General features: G+C 64.2%; 15 protein-coding genes, 2 tRNA genes and 1 pseudogene. 7 read left to right on the top strand and 11 right to left on the bottom strand.

From position 1 onward, the window contains the following. Window positions 1–3 precede the first annotated feature (3 nt). From ABGN05_RS28870 to ABGN05_RS28835, 8 genes are all read right to left on the bottom strand, one after another. Window positions 4–804, bottom strand: coding sequence for a tetratricopeptide repeat protein (locus tag ABGN05_RS28870; RefSeq protein WP_367957503.1), 801 nt, complete (start codon window positions 802–804; stop codon window positions 4–6). A 321-nt stretch (window positions 805–1,125) separates the two neighbouring features. Then, window positions 1,126–2,058 (bottom strand): TerC family protein, encoded by a 933-nt coding sequence (locus ABGN05_RS28865; protein ID WP_367957502.1) that lies wholly within the window; start codon window positions 2,056–2,058, stop codon window positions 1,126–1,128. A gap of 175 nt (window positions 2,059–2,233) precedes the next feature. Further along, window positions 2,234–5,143, bottom strand: coding sequence for a valine--tRNA ligase (locus ABGN05_RS28860; RefSeq protein WP_367957501.1), 2,910 nt, complete (start codon window positions 5,141–5,143; stop codon window positions 2,234–2,236). Window positions 5,144–5,263: 120 nt separating this feature from the next. Continuing rightward, window positions 5,264–5,980 carry a PopZ family protein gene (locus ABGN05_RS28855; protein ID WP_367957500.1) on the bottom strand — a complete coding sequence of 239 codons (717 nt, stop codon included), beginning with the start codon at window positions 5,978–5,980 and terminating at the stop codon, window positions 5,264–5,266. Between the two features lie 148 nt (window positions 5,981–6,128). Further along, window positions 6,129–7,484, bottom strand: a complete 1,356-nt coding sequence (locus ABGN05_RS28850) for a TolC family outer membrane protein (RefSeq protein ID WP_367957499.1) — start codon at window positions 7,482–7,484, stop codon at window positions 6,129–6,131. Window positions 7,485–7,663: 179 nt separating this feature from the next. Continuing rightward, complete coding sequence (locus ABGN05_RS28845) at window positions 7,664–8,335, bottom strand: protein-L-isoaspartate O-methyltransferase family protein (protein ID WP_367957498.1); 672 nt, start codon at window positions 8,333–8,335, stop codon at window positions 7,664–7,666. 78 nt (window positions 8,336–8,413) lie between these two features. Continuing rightward, window positions 8,414–8,487 (bottom strand) — tRNA-Cys (locus ABGN05_RS28840). A 103-nt stretch (window positions 8,488–8,590) separates the two neighbouring features. Continuing rightward, window positions 8,591–8,824, bottom strand: coding sequence for a hypothetical protein (locus tag ABGN05_RS28835; RefSeq protein WP_367957598.1), 234 nt, complete (start codon window positions 8,822–8,824; stop codon window positions 8,591–8,593). Window positions 8,825–9,144: 320 nt separating this feature from the next. Between ABGN05_RS28835 and ABGN05_RS28830 the strand changes: the two genes are divergently transcribed. After that, a tRNA-Asn gene (locus ABGN05_RS28830) sits at window positions 9,145–9,219 on the top strand. A 51-nt stretch (window positions 9,220–9,270) separates the two neighbouring features. Beyond that, on the top strand, window positions 9,271–10,011 hold the full coding sequence (locus tag ABGN05_RS28825; RefSeq protein ID WP_367957497.1) for a class I SAM-dependent methyltransferase: 741 nt from the start codon (window positions 9,271–9,273) through the stop codon (window positions 10,009–10,011). A gap of 76 nt (window positions 10,012–10,087) precedes the next feature. On the opposite strand, the gene ABGN05_RS28820 is transcribed toward ABGN05_RS28825, so the two are convergent. Further along, the gene (locus tag ABGN05_RS28820) at window positions 10,088–10,777 is read right to left on the bottom strand and encodes a DUF1236 domain-containing protein (RefSeq protein ID WP_367957496.1); all 690 of its coding nucleotides are present in this window, start codon (window positions 10,775–10,777) and stop codon (window positions 10,088–10,090) included. A gap of 166 nt (window positions 10,778–10,943) precedes the next feature. On the opposite strand from ABGN05_RS28820, the gene ABGN05_RS28815 reads away from it, so the two are divergent. Then, entirely contained in the window at window positions 10,944–11,135 is a 192-nt protein-coding gene (locus ABGN05_RS28815; RefSeq protein ID WP_367957495.1) for a hypothetical protein, read from the top strand. An 85-nt stretch (window positions 11,136–11,220) separates the two neighbouring features. Here ABGN05_RS28815 and ABGN05_RS28810 read toward each other — a convergent pair. After that, window positions 11,221–11,388, bottom strand: a pseudogene (locus ABGN05_RS28810) (EF-Tu C-terminal domain-related protein); the annotation flags it as partial. Window positions 11,389–11,555: 167 nt separating this feature from the next. Between ABGN05_RS28810 and ABGN05_RS28805 the strand changes: the two are divergent. The 4 genes from ABGN05_RS28805 (at window position 11,556) to ABGN05_RS28790 (ending at window position 15,518) form a co-directional block, all read left to right on the top strand. Next, window positions 11,556–12,668: a glycosyltransferase gene (locus ABGN05_RS28805; protein WP_367957494.1), complete on the top strand. Its 1,113-nt coding sequence runs from the start codon at window positions 11,556–11,558 to the stop codon at window positions 12,666–12,668. After that, entirely contained in the window at window positions 12,668–14,377 is a 1,710-nt protein-coding gene (locus ABGN05_RS28800; protein ID WP_367957493.1) for a sulfotransferase, read from the top strand. Before ABGN05_RS28805 ends, ABGN05_RS28800 begins: the two co-directional genes overlap by 1 nt. Further along, window positions 14,374–15,258, top strand: a complete 885-nt coding sequence (locus ABGN05_RS28795) for a glycosyltransferase (RefSeq protein ID WP_367957492.1) — start codon at window positions 14,374–14,376, stop codon at window positions 15,256–15,258. The genes ABGN05_RS28800 and ABGN05_RS28795 overlap by 4 nt, the downstream gene beginning before the upstream one ends. 74 nt (window positions 15,259–15,332) lie before the next feature. Next, window positions 15,333–15,518, top strand: a complete 186-nt coding sequence (locus ABGN05_RS28790; RefSeq protein WP_367957491.1) for a hypothetical protein — start codon at window positions 15,333–15,335, stop codon at window positions 15,516–15,518. Window positions 15,519–15,601: 83 nt separating this feature from the next. Here ABGN05_RS28790 and ABGN05_RS28785 read toward each other — a convergent pair. Further along, window positions 15,602–15,777 (bottom strand): EF-Tu C-terminal domain-related protein (locus ABGN05_RS28785; RefSeq protein WP_507237410.1); only part of this gene is annotated, 176 nt, incomplete at its 5' end.

The raw sequence follows: 15,777 nt of genomic DNA, 5'->3' as shown, positions 1-15,777 counted from the left end.
CGGCTACTCCGCCGTACCCTTCTGCAGGATGTCCTCGGCGAGCGCGATGGCAGTGCGGCGGTCGGATTCGCCCGCCAGCGAGAAGGCTTCCTCCTGCAACTCGCGTATCCAGACCTGATCGCCCGCGGGAGCACGTTCCAGCGCCGCGGTCATCATGGCGAGGCCCTTGACGACTTTTCCGCTCTGGAAAAGGAGATTGCCGAGCGTCGCCTGGGCGCCCGCGTGGCCCTTCTCGGCGGCGAGCTGGAGCCAGCGGCCCGCCTGCTTGACGCTCGCCTTCACGCCCTCGCCGCTCAGGAACATCCTGCCGATCTCGTATTGGGCGTTCGGGTTACGGTAGGTCGCGGCAGCGCGCATGTAGTAATCCTGCGCTGCGACGGGGTTGGCCTTCACCGGCGTACCGGGAATGCCCTTGCGCAGATACCCGGCGACGGCGACGAGCGCGTCGGAGACATAGGTCTCATCAAGGCTGCCCGGCTCGACGTCCTGCTGGACGATCTCGTTGAACGCCTTGAAGGCCTCGTAGTCGTCGCGGCGGATGCCGTCGCCCTCGGCGTACATGCGCGCCAGCTTCCAGCGCGCCCCGAGCTGGCCATTCTCGGCGGCATAGCGGTATGCCTCGACCGCCTCCTGCTTGTGGCCCTGCTTGTAGGCGAAGAAGCCGTTGCGGAAGACAGCCCAAGGGCTGGTTTCCCGCTCCCTCATCGTGTTCGGATCCAGCGCATAGGAACTCTGGGCTGCCGAGAGGCAGCTTCCGAAGGCAACACAGACCAGGACCTTGCGGGTCCACTCAGACATGGACATGGCCGTCAAATTTTCTCTCGCCCGGTCGATGATTCCGACGGTGCGGAAGATGCGGCCCATCGTGCCGCTGCCGCTGCCAGTTCTGGAATATCGTTCCGACGTTCATTCAAATTCACACCGCGGAGCGGCAGGCACCCTGTTGAGATGCAGCTTTCGCCGCGCTCGGTGAGGAGACCAGTTGCGACCCGTTTGTGGCGGCATCGCGGCGATTGCCTTCCTCACTCCTTCTACAACACGGCGCGTTGAAAGAGTGTTGCCGAATCGACACTCGTTCGAACCAGGTGAATAGATTCGGCTCCGGACGAGACGGAAGCGAGCCCGTCAGCCGTGGCCTTCGCCCGACTCCTTCTCCCGCGTAAGGATGGAGGCGATAACGGAGCCGAAGATGATCAGCGCCGTTACGATGAGCGCGACCGTCGACGGGATCTTGATGAAATGGGCGAGCAGCATCTTCGCGCCGATGAACATCAGAACCAGCGAAAGCCCCGTCTTCAGGTGATGGAAATCTCGCATCATGCCCGAGAGCACGAAGAACAGCGCCCGCAGCCCCATGATGGCGAAGACGTTGGAGGAAAAGACGATGAAGGGATCGTTCGAAATCGCCAGGACGGCCGGGATGGAATCGATCGCGAAGACCAGGTCGGTGAACTCCACCGTCGCCAGCACGACGAACAGGGGCGTCATGTAGAGCAGCCCCTGCCGCATCACGAAGAATTTCGAGCCCTCGTATTCGTTGGTCACCCGGCCGGTTTTCTGCAGCCACCGCACGATGCGGCTGTCGCCGGGATCGATCATCTCGTCTCCCGCCATCATCATCTTGTAGCCGGAGAATACCAGCAGGGCGCCGAGCGCCATGCCGACGACCGCGAACTGGTCGACGATCTTCACGCCGGGCACGATCAGCGACAGTCGCATGACGATCGCACCGACGATGCCGTAGAAGAGCACGCGGTACTGCGCTTCGGGCGGGACCCGGAAGTAGGTGAAGATGAGCGCGATGACGAAGATATTGTCGAGCGAAAGCGCCTGTTCCACCAGATAGCCGGTGAGGAACTCCGCGCCGCGGGTCGGCCCCGCGAAATAGAAGACGCCGGCGGCAAACAGCATCGCCAGCGAAACGTAGCCGCCTACAGTGACCAGCGCCTCCCGCTTCGAGATGACGTGATCCTTCCGGTGGAGGACGAACAGATCGAAAAAGAGGATCGCGGCGACGAACGCCAGGAAACCGGGCCAAAGCCACTCATGATGGATCATTGAAAAGGATGCAGGTTGCGCCGCGTCAGCGCGCTGTCGATCGGTCCGACATCACAGGCGACGCCTCGCCTGTCAGAGGGGCCCGGCCCGGGTGACGCGCCCTATGTGCGCCCGAACCCGCTGGTTTGCAAGGCCGGACCGGACTTGCCCGATCGGAGTCCGGGCCGGGACAGGCTCAGATCGCCGACCTGACCCGTTCCAGCGCTACCTTCAGGCGGGCCAGCATGGCCTTGAACTCGTCCAGCTTCTCGCGTTCGGCCGCGACGATTTCTTCCGGTGCGTTGGCGACGAACTTCTCGTTGGAGAGCTTTTTCTCGATACGGGAGATCTCGCCCTCGGTCTTGGCGATTTCCTTGCCGATGCGGGCTTCCTCCGCGGTGAGATCGATCAGGCCGCCGAGCGGCAGGCAGAAGGTCGCCTCGCCGACGACGATCTGCGCTGAGCCTTTCGGTGCCTCGACGTCGGAGTCGGTGATATCGCCGATACGCGCCAACCGGCGGATCGCGGGACCATGCCGGCTGATGCGTTCCCGGGTCTCCGAAGATGCGCCGACAACGACCAACGGCGCGATCGCCGCCGGCGGCACGTTCATCTCGGAGCGGACCGAGCGGATTCCCGATACGAGTTCGACGAGCCAGTTGATCTCGGCCGCTGCCTCGGCGTCCTCGAAAGCGGGAGCCGGCCAGGACGTCAGCGCCAGCACATCCTCCCGCTGCGAGCCTTCCGGTGCCGTCAGCGCCCAGAGTTCCTCCGTCATGAACGGCATCATCGGGTGCAGGAGCTTGTAGATCTCGTCGAGCACATGGGCGACGCAGGCGCGGGCCTCGGCCTTGGCTGCTTCGTCTTCACCGGCGAAGACAGGCTTCAGGAGTTCGAGATACCAGTCGCAGAAGAGGTTCCACACGAAGCGATAGGCCGCACCCGCCGCATCGTTGAAGCGGAAAGCTTCGATGCTCCCGGTCACCTCGCGGATGGCGCGGGTCAGTTCGGTCAGGATCCAACGATTGACCGTCAACTTTGCGTCGTCCGGCCGGAATGACGGATCGAACCCGGCTCCGTTCATCCCGGCGAAGCGCGTCGCGTTCCACAGCTTGGTGCCAAAATTGCGGTAGCCAGCGACGCGCGCGGGATCGAGCTTCACGTCCCTGCCCTGCGCCGCCATGATGGCGAGCGTGAAGCGCAGCGCGTCGGCGCCGTACTCGTCGATCAGTTCCAGCGGGTCGATGACGTTGCCCTTGGACTTCGACATCTTGGCGCCGTCCTTGTCGCGCACCAGCGCATGGACGTAGACCGTGTGGAACGGCTCCTCTTCGGTGAAGTGCAGACCCATCATCATCATCCGGGCCACCCAGAAGAAGATGATGTCGAAGCCGGTCACCAGCACCGAGGTCGGATAGTAGGTCTTCAGTTCCTCGGTCTCGTCGGGCCATCCGAGCGTCGAGAACGGCCACAGGGCGGAGGAGAACCAGGTGTCGAGCACGTCCTCGTCGCGCATCAGGATCTCGCCCGGCGCGAAGTTCTCGAGCTTGTCCTCGACCCAGGCCTTCCAGGGCGTGTCGACTGCGAGATAGTATTCGACCGCTTCGTCGAGCGCTTCCTTCTCGGTCCTGGCGACGAAGATGTGGCCGTCCGGGCCGTACCAGGCCGGGATCTGGTGGCCCCACCAGAGCTGGCGCGAAATGCACCAGGGTTGGATGTTCTCCATCCAGTCGAAATAGGTCTTCTCCCAGTTCTTGGGCACGAACTTCGTGCGCCCCTCGCGCACGGAGGCGATCGCCGGCTTGGCCAGCGTCTCGGCATCGGCAAACCACTGGTCGGTGAGCATCGGCTCGATGACGACGCCGGAGCGGTCGCCGAAGGGCTGCATGATCTTCCTGCTCTCGACGAGCGGAACCGCGTTGCCGTCGGCGTCCGTGACGCTGACGGCGAGGCCTTCCATGGTGATGGCCTCCACGATCAACCTGCGCGCTTCGTAGCGGTCGAGACCCCGGTAGGCATCGGGGACCAGATTGAGCGCGTCGACATCGGATTCGGACGGCAAATCTCCGCTGCGTGCGATCTCCAGCGCCGCGGCCGCGCACACCGCATAGGGCTCGCCGTCGTCGCGCATCGCCGCCTTGGTGTCCATCAGGCGATAGAGCGGGATGCCGTTGCGGCGGGCGACCTGATAGTCGTTGAAATCGTGCGCGCCGGTAATCTTGACCGCACCCGAGCCGAAGGCAGGATCCGGGTACTCGTCGGTGATGATGGGGATCAGCCGCCGGTGTTCCTTCGGCCCGACGGGGATCTCGCACAGCTTTCCGACGATCGGCGCATAGCGCTCGTCCGACGGATGAACGGCCACCGCCCCATCGCCCAGCATGGTCTCGGGCCGGGTCGTCGCAATCGAGATGTAGTCGCGTTCCTCCTCGATGGTGACGTTTCCGTCCGCGTCCTTCTCCACGTAGCGATAGGTCTCGCCGCCGGCCAGCGGATACTTGAAGTGCCACATGTGGCCGTCGGCTTCGCGGTTCTCCACCTCCAGATCGGAGATCGCGGTCTCGATTTCCGGATCCCAATTGACCAGCCGCTTGCCGCGAAAGATCAGACCCTGCCTGTAGAGGTTGACGAACACTTCTATGACGGCGCGGGACAGCCCCTCGTCCATGGTGAAGCGCTCGCGCGACCAGTCGCACGACGCGCCGAGCCGCTTCAGCTGGTTGACGATCGTGCCGCCGGATTCGGCCTTCCACTGCCAGACGCGATCGATGAAATCCTCGCGCGTGAGGTCGCGGCGGTGGATCTGCTGTTCCATCAGCCGGCGCTCGACGACCATCTGGGTGGCGATCCCCGCGTGGTCCATTCCTGGCTGCCACAGGACGTTCTTGCCGCGCATGCGCTCGAAACGGACGAGGATGTCCTGAAGCGTGTTGTTGAGCGCGTGGCCCATATGGAGCGAGCCGGTCACGTTCGGCGGCGGTATCACGATGGTGAAGGCCTCGGCGCCGTGCGCTGCTCCGGCGCCGGCACGGAACGCGTGCTCCTCCTCCCAGCGGCGGGCTATCTTGGGCTCGACGCTCCTGGCGTCGTAGGTCTTGTCCAGCATGTCGGGATGTCCGCGCTCGCGAAATTCAGAGCCCGGTGTAAAGCCGAAGGGTCATGGCAAGTCAACCGCAGCCGATCGAAGCCGGGTGCGCCCCCTAGACCGTCGCGGCAAAGGCGGCGGTCAGCTGCCGCGCGCGACGCGCTCGATCTCCTCGCGAACAAGCTTCTCGACGATCGTGGGGAGATTGTTGTCGAGCCATTCCTGCAGCATCGGCCGCATCATCTCCGCCGCCATGTCGTCGAAGCTGCGCTGGCGGCTGGCCATGAAGGCCTGTGACAGTTCGCCGAACGCCGCGGCGACCTGTCGGCCGGTGTGTTCGGATATGATGGACGGCTTGTCGGCGGGCGGTTGGGTGGTGCCTTCCGACGAGGCATCCGAATTCGCCGCTGCCGGCACTTCTATCTCATCCTCTTCGGTCATTGTGCCGAGGAGATCGTCGGCCAGATCGATCGCAGGCTCTTCCGCGAGTTCCTCCGGTTCGTCCGGACCGGCCTGTTCGGTCGCGTCGACCTCGGGGACCACTGCGGCCTGCGGTCTTGTCGTCTCGACCGCTTCGCCCATGTCCCGCAGCGTCACGTCCGGGGCCTGCAATTCCGGGACCTCGGCGGTTTGCCGATTCTCCGGCGCCGGAACGTCGAACTCCCTGCGGAAGGCCTCGACGTCGCTCTTGCGCGGCGCGCTGTGTGCCACGAAGGGGGTGGCTTCCGCGTCGGGTTTGCGGACCTGGTCGCTGTCTTCGATGATGCGGCGAATGGAGGCGAGGATTTCCTCCATCGACGGCTCGCGTTGCGCGCCACCGGTTTGTGGCATCTTCAATTCCGCCGCTGGGCTAGCCATCGTCCGCATCTCCATTCCGCTCGGGAATACGACCCCGAATCAATGCGAAAAGCCTAGCGGAGGGAACGCCGCGAGAGAATCCCCGCGGCAGCGGAGATTTGGTTTCGCACAAGATTGGGCCGGGAATTATCCCGCGGCAGAGCTGCGCTCAGCGGCTGTCCGGCGTGCGCAGGCCGAACCACTTGTCCTTGACCGCTTCGTAATGCTCCTCCGGCCGGTACTCGGTGACCTGGAGGCCGAGACGCTGGGCGCTGAGTTCTCCCACGGCGGAGAGGATGGCGAAGCTCGCCAGAACGTAGTCGTGCTCGGCGCTCACCTGATTGATCTGGGCGGTGATGACGTCCGCCTGCGCGTTCAGCACGTCGAGCGTGGTGCGCTGGCCCACGTTCCGCTCCTCGCTCACGCCTTCGAGCGCGAGCTGGGCGGCCGAAATCAGTTCGCGGTTCGCCGCTACCAGTTCCGCGCCGGCATCGTACTGCGCCCAAGCGGAAGTGACCGCCGCGCGAACCTGGTCGAGCGCGACATCGACCTCGATTCGCGCCTGGCCGAGCGATTCCTTGGACTGCCTGACCAGCGCGGAAGCGCGTCCGCCCTGATAGATCGGAATGGACAGGCTGATGCCGATGCTACCGACGGTCGAACCGCCGTTCGTGCCGATGTCGGGCGTGCGATCGCTGAAGCTCCTCGACACGCCCGCGCTGGCGCTGACGCCCGGAAGCATCGCTCCCTCGGCCGAATTCACCGAGAAGCCAGCCGAATCCACGAGGTGGCGGGTGGCGAGGATGGCGGGATGCTGGGCGATTGCCTGCGAGACCGCGGCTCCCAGATCGTTCGGCAGCAGCTTCGCCAGCGGCCTCACCGGCTGAAGATTGTTCGGTTCGTCGCCGACGATCTGCCGGTAAATTGCAGCGCTGGAGGCAGCCTGTGCGCGCGCTGCGGTGCGTTGCGCGACCGCCGAGGAGCGGCTGGCTTCGGCCTGCGCCACGTCGGTTCTCGTGCCCTCGCCGACCTCGAAGCGCGACCGCGCTGCCCGGACCTGCTCTTCGAGGAATTCGAGGTTGCGCTCGCGCAGCACCGCGATCTGCCGGTCCCGGATCACGTCCAGATAAGCCGCGGCAGCATTGTAGAGTATGTTCTGCTCGGTGTTTCGCAGCGACTCGCGCGACGCGAAGACGCGCGACTTGGCCGAAAGGACGTTGTTCTTCGTCTGAAAGCCATCGAAGAGGGTCTGGTTGATCTGAACCCCGAAGGAGCCCGTCCTCAGGTCGGTTCCGGAGCTGTTCTGGTAGTTCAGCGAGCCGGTCGCGGCGATCGTGGGACGGTAGCCGGACTTGGCGATCGGCACGTTCTCATCGGTCACGCGAACGCCGGCCCGGGCGGAATTCAATTCAGAATTGTTCTGGTAGGCTCGGGTCAGCGCCCCGAAGATGGTCTCGGCACGGGCGGTGCCCGGGAAGGCCAAGGCGACCGAGATCAACAACGCTGCACACAGCTTTTTGCTCATCGACGCCACGACTATTCCTCTCGACACCACCGGAACCGCCGCCTCCGCCAACTCGCGGAATCAGCGACCCGGTGCACCTAACACGTCAGCCCGGCCCTCGCCCACGCAAAACGCCAAGCGGCGCCGCGAATGTCTTTCCGTGTTGCAACATGACGCCACTCGCCACTACGCGCAAGCTCTCAGAACTCGAACGCGGGCTCACTCTGGAAACCCGGCAGAGGCTTGATCGCGGCGTTGAAGCCGCGGCGCCCGGAAACGACACCGGAATGCCGGACGTAAAGCCGCGCGACTCCCGCGTTTCCATACCCTTCCACGGCGACAAGCCGTCCCCCGTCCTTCAACTGGGCCAGGAGATTTTCCGGCACCTTGTCCACAGCTCCTTCGAGGACGATCACGTCGTAGGGCGCTTCGGAAGGATAACCCTCTGCCAGCGGCCCCTGCACGACAGCGACGTTGTCGTAGCCGAGCTCGGACAGGGTCGAGGTGGCGTCATCTGCAAGTGTCGGATCGCATTCCAATGCGATCACGGAGCCGGCGACGAGCGAGAGGATGGCGGCCGGATATCCCGTGCCCGTGCCGACATCCAGCACCACGTCGTCCTCGTCGATGTCGGCAAGTTGCAGCATCTTGGCGAAGGGAGACGCTTCCATGAGAAAGCGGCGATCGGGAGAACCGGGTGGCGTGATCTCGATGTCCTCGTCCAGATAGGCGAAGGCCTTGCGGCGGCTGGGGACGAAGGCTTCCCTTGGAACTTCCTGGAAGGCGTCGAGAAGGGGAATACGGTTGACGTCGGTGGTGCGCAACTGGCTATCCACCATCTTGGTTCGCAACTGCAGATAGTCAGCGCTCATGTGTGGTGTCGGCCTCCGCCACCTGCCTGCGAAACCCCAAATGCCCCGTCAACGGGGTACGGGGGAACAGCCGACGCTTGGAGGCCTCGCCCGGAATCGAACCGGGGTGCAAGGATTTGCAGTCCTCTGCGTAACCACTCCGCCACGAGGCCCCGTAGCATCCGCTGTCTACGGGCGACCTGTTAACAGAGGGTCACCGGACCGACAAGCGGTGTCTCTCAAAATCACCAGCCGCCGGCGAATTGACGCATCCGGTCAGCGGCCGGAGCCCTTCGGGCGGCGGCGCCGCTCCCAGCGCAGGGCAAGCTTTCGCCGCCAGCGCCGCACGAGCGCCACGTCGTAGGACAGCACGAGAAAGCCGGCCGGGATCATCCAGAAGCCGAGGACCGGCAGGAAGCCGAAAGTCCCGAGCACGATCAGCGATGCGCCGATCGGGATGCGGGCGATCCGGGAACGAGGCATCGGAACACGCCGTCCGAAAACCCTTATCGCCGGACCGTCGGCAACGTGTTCGTCGCCGCCGAAGGACTCCTGCGCCCGCGACACCTGCTCCGCCTCGATAATCTTCTCGCCCAAGATCTTCTCCTTGCCGCGATCGCCCAGGCCGCGGCAGCCGAAACCCTAGGACAGATGCAGTTTCGCCCGCGGTTCTTCAAGCTCCGACGCCCGCTTCCGGTTCCCAGGCGCAGAAGCGCCCAGGCGACAAGCCGGCAGCCAGGAGAAAAGCGGCATTCGAAAAAAAACCAAAACGAGCTTGGCAATCCGGAACGGGTTTTGCTATAGGCTGCCGCACTTCGCCAGAGCGCTGTTCCCCGGTAGCTCAGTGGTAGAGCAACCGGCTGTTAACCGGTTGGTCGCTGGTTCGAATCCGGCCCGGGGAGCCACTTCCTCTTCATCATGACCTATTTGGCAGGGCCGGAGCCCAACTGACGAGCATGTCCCTTCTGGAACGACTCTGCCGGAAATTCCTGAAACGCAGAGGATATCACGTCTCCTCCGGTACCCAGGATCACGATGATTACACGCTTTTGCGGTACGAGAAGAACGGCATCTTCGACTATGAAGGGTATGTCGAGGTACAAACGCGTGGCAACCACGAGAAGATCGACAAGATCTGGGCCGACGAGCCCACGATCGAATTGATCTGCGGGTATTTGCGCGCGTCCCTGCCCTTCATACGATCCGGCCTCTGCCACGGCTCTCGAAACGGGGCGGAGGTTAGGTGGTTCCGCAAGCACCTCGACGGGATCGAGGTGATCGGCACCGACATTTCCGACACGGCCGGCAACCACGGGCTCGTCCAGTGGGACTTCCACGAACCGCGTGACGACTGGAAGGGGCGCTTCGACTTCATCTACACGAATTCTCATGACCACGCGTACGATCCGCGGAAGGCCTTCGCCACCTGGGTGGGCCAGCTGTCGCCCGGCGGCAAGCTGCTCATAGAGCACACCGTCATGCATTCCGCGGAAGGTGTCTCGCAGCTCGATCCGTTCGGGGTGGATGCACGCGTCATGCCGTATGTCCTTCTCGATTTCGCGCAAGGCTCATACGCGGTGACGCGTATCCTGAAGCCCGGGCACCGGAAGGCCGGTTCACCGATCTGGGTATTCGTTGTCGAAGCGTTGCCCGTCCGCGTCCCGGCCGACCCCTCCGCCGTGTCGGCAGCTTTCTGAACGGGCAAATACCGGAGAAAACGCCAAATGAGGCCGCGCCCGAAGGCGCAGCCTCGTAGTTGGTCAATGATCCTGCTCAGCCGCCGTTGACCCAAACCACCGTGCGGCTGCCTTGGTTGACCAGGACCGGACCGGCGTCGGTATAGACATAGGCATAGGCGGGATCCATGGGGATCTCCACGAGCTGGACGTCGGCCGGTACGGTCGTCCCGACCTCGACGGTTCCGATTGCGACCGGATCGACAGGGTTCTCCTGCACGTAAGTGACGGTCTGCGGAGGAATCACGTAGCCCGGCGAGTAGACGACTTCGCGCGAGTCGGCGCGCACGATCACGGGCCGTCCGTTCACGTAGACATACGCGTATTCGGGATAGTCCGGGATCGGAGCCAGCACTGCATCCGAGCGGATCACCGTGCCTTCGCCGAGATCGCCCTCGATCATCACCGGCTCTACGGGATTGGCTACGACGTAATCGACAGCAGGTTCGGGTACCGATGCGGCAGCGCCGAGCATGGCACCGGCGAAACCGCCGACCACCGCACCGACCGGGCCGCCGACAACAGCACCTGCGATGGCGCCGGTCGCGCCGCCGGCCGCAACACCAGTGTCCATGTTCTCATTGGTGCTGTTCGTGATCTGATCGCCGTCCTGAGTGGCCTGCTCAGCCGTGGGCGAATTCGCCGGAAACTGTCCCGATTCCTGAGCCTGGGAGACGCCGGTTGCCAGCATGATCGCGGCAGTTGAGGCTAGTAGCTGTTTGCGCATCTTTCAAATCCTTCTCGTTTGCCCTTCCGACCCAGAAAGCCATGCCTCCCTCTTAGGTTCCCCCTGTTTGGTAACGTTGCGTGGTCGGGAAGACACAAAACGTTTGATGTCGGCTGCCACGCAACTTTGATGATCTCCGTGCGCTTTCGGCGAAAGGAGACCAACCATGGGCATGATCAGAAAGCTTATCGTACTCGGTGCGGCGAAGAAGATTGCAGGCATGCTGATGAAGCGACATCGCGCGGCGGCGGCAACTTCGTCCGGGGCGGCAGCCGCCCTGGCGGCGCACTCTAAGGACGCCGCGACACAGGCGCGCTCGGGCCATAACAGCAAGGCTGCCAGCGCCGGAAGTCACTGAGACCGGAAACAGCCTCCCGCAAAGCTAAAAGGCGCGCCTCTCGGCGCGCCTTTTTGTTTTGACGTTCGGTAAATAGGGCGGGGCGTTACTCGACGATGCTCGCCACGATGCCGGCGCCGACGGTGCGGCCGCCTTCGCGGATGGCGAAGCGCAGCTTCTCCTCCATGGCGATCGGTACGATCAGCGTCACGTCCACCGTCACGTTGTCGCCCGGCATCACCATCTCGGTGCCTTCCGGCAAGGTCACGATGCCGTCATCTCGGCATCCGCCGTGCCATCGGATGTTCCGGCCGCGACTCGTCTGGCTGCATCGCGCTCGTACGGGAGCCGGGCAAATGCCAGCGGCAACGCCACGTATGTGCTTGTATTCACTTGCCCGGCCGAGACATGGCATGTAAGCGCTGACCAATGAGCCTCGCCGTGACCGAACACCGAATACCGATGCCGCATCTTCTTCGCGACGGTCCGATCGTGTTCGTTGCCGGGCCCGCCCTTGGGCACGTGGGCCGCATGGCCGTCATCGCCAGACGACTGAGGATCCGGACAGACCGGCCCATCGTCTTCGTCACGCCCGGAAATGCCCGCTACGCCGATTCCGTGTTGAACGACGCGTTCCACCTGGTGCGGATCCCGATTCCCGACGAGTCGCACAAGCGGCCTGCCGAGGCTTTTGCCGACGGACTGGAAGCGGTTCTGACCGAACTGAAGCCGCGCGTGCTTGTATGCGACCTATGCCCGCTGAGGTGGCTTTCGGCCGTCCGCTTCCCTGATTGTCCCCGCGTGATGATCACGAATTTCTTCCTCGCAGGACTTCTGCCGGTGGAGACCCACCAGAGCCGGTGGTTGCGCGACGAGGATGAGTATTTCACCGCGCTTCGCAAGCGGCGCAGTTTGCAGCCGTTCGGATCGCTCCGCGATCTCTATTCGGCGGAAAAGGTCTTGCTGGCGGATCCGCCGCCATTGCTCGAAGCTCTCGGCTCATTGCCATCCGGCTATGTGCCGACCGGCCATTGCAGCTTCCATACAGGCGGCACTCTGCCGGAGCCACTCGAGCGGATGTCCGACCTTCTCCTTCTGTCGATGGGGAGTACGGGGGCACTCACGATGGACGGCGCGTTGACCAAGCGCATAGCGGCCTGGTCGCAGAGTTCGAGCATCGTATATGCGGGAAGCCGTGCCGACGAGATGCGCGCGGCAGGCGTGGCGGAGGAATGCTACGACTGGCTGCCGCTGGACCCTGTCCTCGAACGGACCAGGGTGACGGTCACCCATGGCGGCGCAGGATCGACCTACATGGCGCTGTCGCATGGGGTACCGGTCGTGGTGAACCCGACGCTCCGGAACCACCGCGTTCTTGGGGAATGCATCGAAGCAGCCGGTATCGGCCTTTGCATCGGCGCCCCCAGCCATCTGAAGAAATTCGATACAGTCGGATTCGCTGGCATTCTTGAAAGGACCCGCCGGTTTTCGGAACAGGCATCCGGGCTGGATGGGGCGGACATCGGCGCCCGTGAGATCGAGGACCTCGCCTGATGCTCGGCACTTTCAGACACCTCGTCGTCGTCACCGGCTGCCAGCGCAGCGGCACCACCTTGCTCGGACAAGCCATCGGCGCCCATCCCCAGGCCTTCATGGTCGATGAACCGGATGGGCTCTACTCCTGGTTCCACAGCCTGAAGTCGACGGGGGCAGACACCGAGGAGCCCTGGCGGCGAATGGTGACCGCTGCCGATACCAAGTATCTCAAGCCGCACCGTCGGCTGGTTGCCGATGGTGCGGACGATCCGCCGAAGTTCCGGGACCACATCACGCATCTGGTCCTGAAGGCTCCAAACCTCGTGTACGAGTATGACGCCCTCGCATCGCTCGGCATCAAGACCAACATCATCTACCCCGTGCGTGATCCCCGCTCCGTGGTCGCCTCGATGTCCAAGCTCACCCACATCCCGATGGTCCGGAACCAGCTCGCGCTGATAGGCCGGCATCACAGCCTCGCGACGGAGTTGGCCGACGAGATGGAGATGCTCGCCGACCCCGACACGCCGCAGCATGTCAAGCGCGCTGTCGTGTGGCGCATCAAATCCGGCCTGCAAGAGCGCTTCGAAGCACGCGGACTGCCGGTACTGTCCTTTCGCTACGAGGACTTCGTCACCGATCCCGGCGCCCTGATGTCCCGGATCGCCCTGCACGCGGGGCTGGCGTTCGATCCGGCGATGCTGTCACACCAGTCGGTGTATCGCGGGTTCGGCCCCGGCATGACCGAGCGTGCCCGGCCGATTGACCGCTCGTCGCTGACGACCTGGGGCGACCGGTTGACGCCCGGCGAGCAGAGGGATGTCGTGCGCGTCACCGCTGCCGAGATGAAATCGCTGGGATATGACGCCGAACCCGGCGGTCAGATCGCATCGCCGGCCATCGCTCGAGCCGGCGTTCCTCTGGAAGCACTTCGGGCACCGGTCATCGCTACCGGACGTGGCGGTTCGGGTACGAGGCTTCTGACCGAGGCCACCCGCGCCTCTGACGTCTTTCTGGGCAACCGCCTCAACGCCTCGGGCGATTCCGTGGAATGGGTGGATCTGATCTATGAAATGACCATCCAGCACGAGACCGGCTCGGCGCCGCCTTGCGGCTGGAGCGCGCTCCTTCGGAAGAAGGCCGCGGGGATCCTCGGACAGGACCGGTGGCGAGGAGACCAGCCTTGGGGCCTGAAACTGCCCGAGGCCATGCTTGTAGTGCCTGAGCTTTTCACGGCGTTCCCCGAAGCGCGACTGATTCATCTGGTGCGACACCCGGTTTCGATCAGTTTACGCCGTACCCACATGACATCTCGGACCGACAATGCGGTTGGACGCGCCGTCCTGGCCGCTGCCTACCGAGCGGCGGGCCGGGATCCCGGCCTGATCGAGAGCGACGGCGAGTATCGGAACAACGCTCTCTCCTGGCTATACCAGGTCGGGCGCGTCGCTAAGTTCTGCCGCGGGAACCTGCGGCCGGACCAGTATCTCCACATCCGGTTCGAGGATTTCTGTACCGACCCGGCAGCGTCGACGGCACGGGTCGCCGCGTTTCTGGGAAGCGGCGACGCAGCCGGGACAATGGCAGGTCCGGCGATCGATCCCGCGCGTGCGGTCGCCTGGAGCGCGGACGCGCAGGAGCAGGCAGCCTGGGTCTGGGATCTTTGCGGAGCGGTGGCAGCAAGGTTCGGCTACGGCCCCGACCCTCGATCGGACCTGCCGGAATGAAACTGTCGATCGTCGTCATCTTTTTCAACATGCGTCGAGAGGCCGCGCGGACGCTCTACAGCCTGAGCCACAGGTATCAGCGCGGCGTGTCGGTGGAGGATTACGAGGTCATTGCCATCGACAACGGATCGGCGCAGCCATTGACGCCTTCCGAGGTTCTCGAGTTCGGCGGAAATTTCCGCTACCACTTCCATGCGACCGGAAGCGTGTCTCCGGTCGGGGCGATAAACCTTGGAGCCGAAATGGCCCGGGGCGAGGCCCTGGCCGTTGTCGTCGACGGCGCGCGCATGGCCTCCCCCGGCCTGGTGTGGCGGACCCTGGAGGCTTGGAAACTCGCCAGGGAGCCCTTCATATGCGCCCGGGCCTGGCACCTGGGGCCGGACGTGCAATTCCATTCCATGCAGCAGGGCTACGATCAAGCCGCCGAGGATGCGCTGCTGGAGCAGATCGACTGGAAGAACGATGGCTACCGGCTGTTCGACGTTTCGACCATTGCGCCCTCCTCCCGGGGCCATTTTCCGTCGGAGTGCAGCTGGTTCGCCATGGCTCGCAGCACGTTCGTGTCCATGGGCGGCTTCGATCCGCGGTTCCAGAGCCCAGGGGGCGGCTTCTGCAATCACGAGTTTCGCGACCGAGCGGTAAAGTGGCCTGGCATGCGCGCGATCCTGCTGCTGGGCGAGGGACTGTTCCACCAGGTTCACGGCGGCGTCGCCACGAACGCTTGTCCAGACGAACATCCGGGAAAGGCGTTCTTGCGGGAATACGAGAGACTGTGCGGCCGGAAATACATGACCGCGCCGGTGCCTGATCCGATCTTTTCCCGGTGGACGCCGATATTGGGTCGGAAGATCGACCGGCACACGACGACGATCTCCCGGTGAAGTGCTGATCCGCGCGGCACGCAACCTCGAAAGCCCATGTGCGTTTTCTGCCCGAAGGAGACACGAGAATGGGCATGATCAGAAAAATGATACTTCTCGGCGCGGCGAAGAAGATCGCGGGCGCCTTCATGAGGCGGCGGCGCTCGCCTGCCGACAGCAGCGGAGCCGGCCCCGCCCTGGCCGCGCACTCGAAGGACACTGCCAGCCGCGCCAGGTCGGGCCAGAACGGCAAGGCCGCCGGCGCCAAGAGCGCTCACTAAGCGGCCGAGCGCGTTCTCAGACGATAAAAAATGGCGCGCCGTCGCGGCGCGCCATTCGTTTCCTCGGCGGTGAGCCGTTTCGTCTACTCGACGATGCTCGCCACGATGCCGGCGCCGACGGTGCGGCCGCCTTCGCGGATGGCGAAGCGCAGCTTCTCCTCCATGGCGATCGGCACGATCAGCGTCACGTCCACCGTCACGTTGTCGCCCGGCATCACCATCTCGGTGCCTTCCGGCAAGGTCACGATGCCGGTCACGT

The sequence above is a fragment of the Aquibium pacificum genome, from assembly GCF_040839445.1.
Lineage (GTDB): Bacteria > Pseudomonadota > Alphaproteobacteria > Rhizobiales > Rhizobiaceae > Aquibium > Aquibium pacificus.
The sequence above is the reverse complement of the archived record's forward strand: the minus strand, read 5'-3'. Positions and strand labels throughout refer to the sequence as shown.

Coding starts and splice junctions, on each gene's coding strand:
- ABGN05_RS28870 (WP_367957503.1), bottom strand. CDS start 804: ATGTCCATGTCTGAGTGGACCCGCAAGGTCCTGGTCTGTGTTGCCTTC.
- ABGN05_RS28865 (WP_367957502.1), bottom strand. CDS start 2,058: ATGATCCATCATGAGTGGCTTTGGCCCGGTTTCCTGGCGTTCGTCGCC.
- ABGN05_RS28860 (WP_367957501.1), bottom strand. CDS start 5,143: ATGCTGGACAAGACCTACGACGCCAGGAGCGTCGAGCCCAAGATAGCC.
- ABGN05_RS28855 (WP_367957500.1), bottom strand. CDS start 5,980: ATGGCTAGCCCAGCGGCGGAATTGAAGATGCCACAAACCGGTGGCGCG.
- ABGN05_RS28850 (WP_367957499.1), bottom strand. CDS start 7,484: ATGAGCAAAAAGCTGTGTGCAGCGTTGTTGATCTCGGTCGCCTTGGCC.
- ABGN05_RS28845 (WP_367957498.1), bottom strand. CDS start 8,335: ATGAGCGCTGACTATCTGCAGTTGCGAACCAAGATGGTGGATAGCCAG.
- ABGN05_RS28825 (WP_367957497.1), top strand. CDS start 9,271: ATGTCCCTTCTGGAACGACTCTGCCGGAAATTCCTGAAACGCAGAGGA.
- ABGN05_RS28820 (WP_367957496.1), bottom strand. CDS start 10,777: ATGCGCAAACAGCTACTAGCCTCAACTGCCGCGATCATGCTGGCAACC.
- ABGN05_RS28815 (WP_367957495.1), top strand. CDS start 10,944: ATGGGCATGATCAGAAAGCTTATCGTACTCGGTGCGGCGAAGAAGATT.
- ABGN05_RS28800 (WP_367957493.1), top strand. CDS start 12,668: ATGCTCGGCACTTTCAGACACCTCGTCGTCGTCACCGGCTGCCAGCGC.
- ABGN05_RS28795 (WP_367957492.1), top strand. CDS start 14,374: ATGAAACTGTCGATCGTCGTCATCTTTTTCAACATGCGTCGAGAGGCC.
- ABGN05_RS28790 (WP_367957491.1), top strand. CDS start 15,333: ATGATCAGAAAAATGATACTTCTCGGCGCGGCGAAGAAGATCGCGGGC.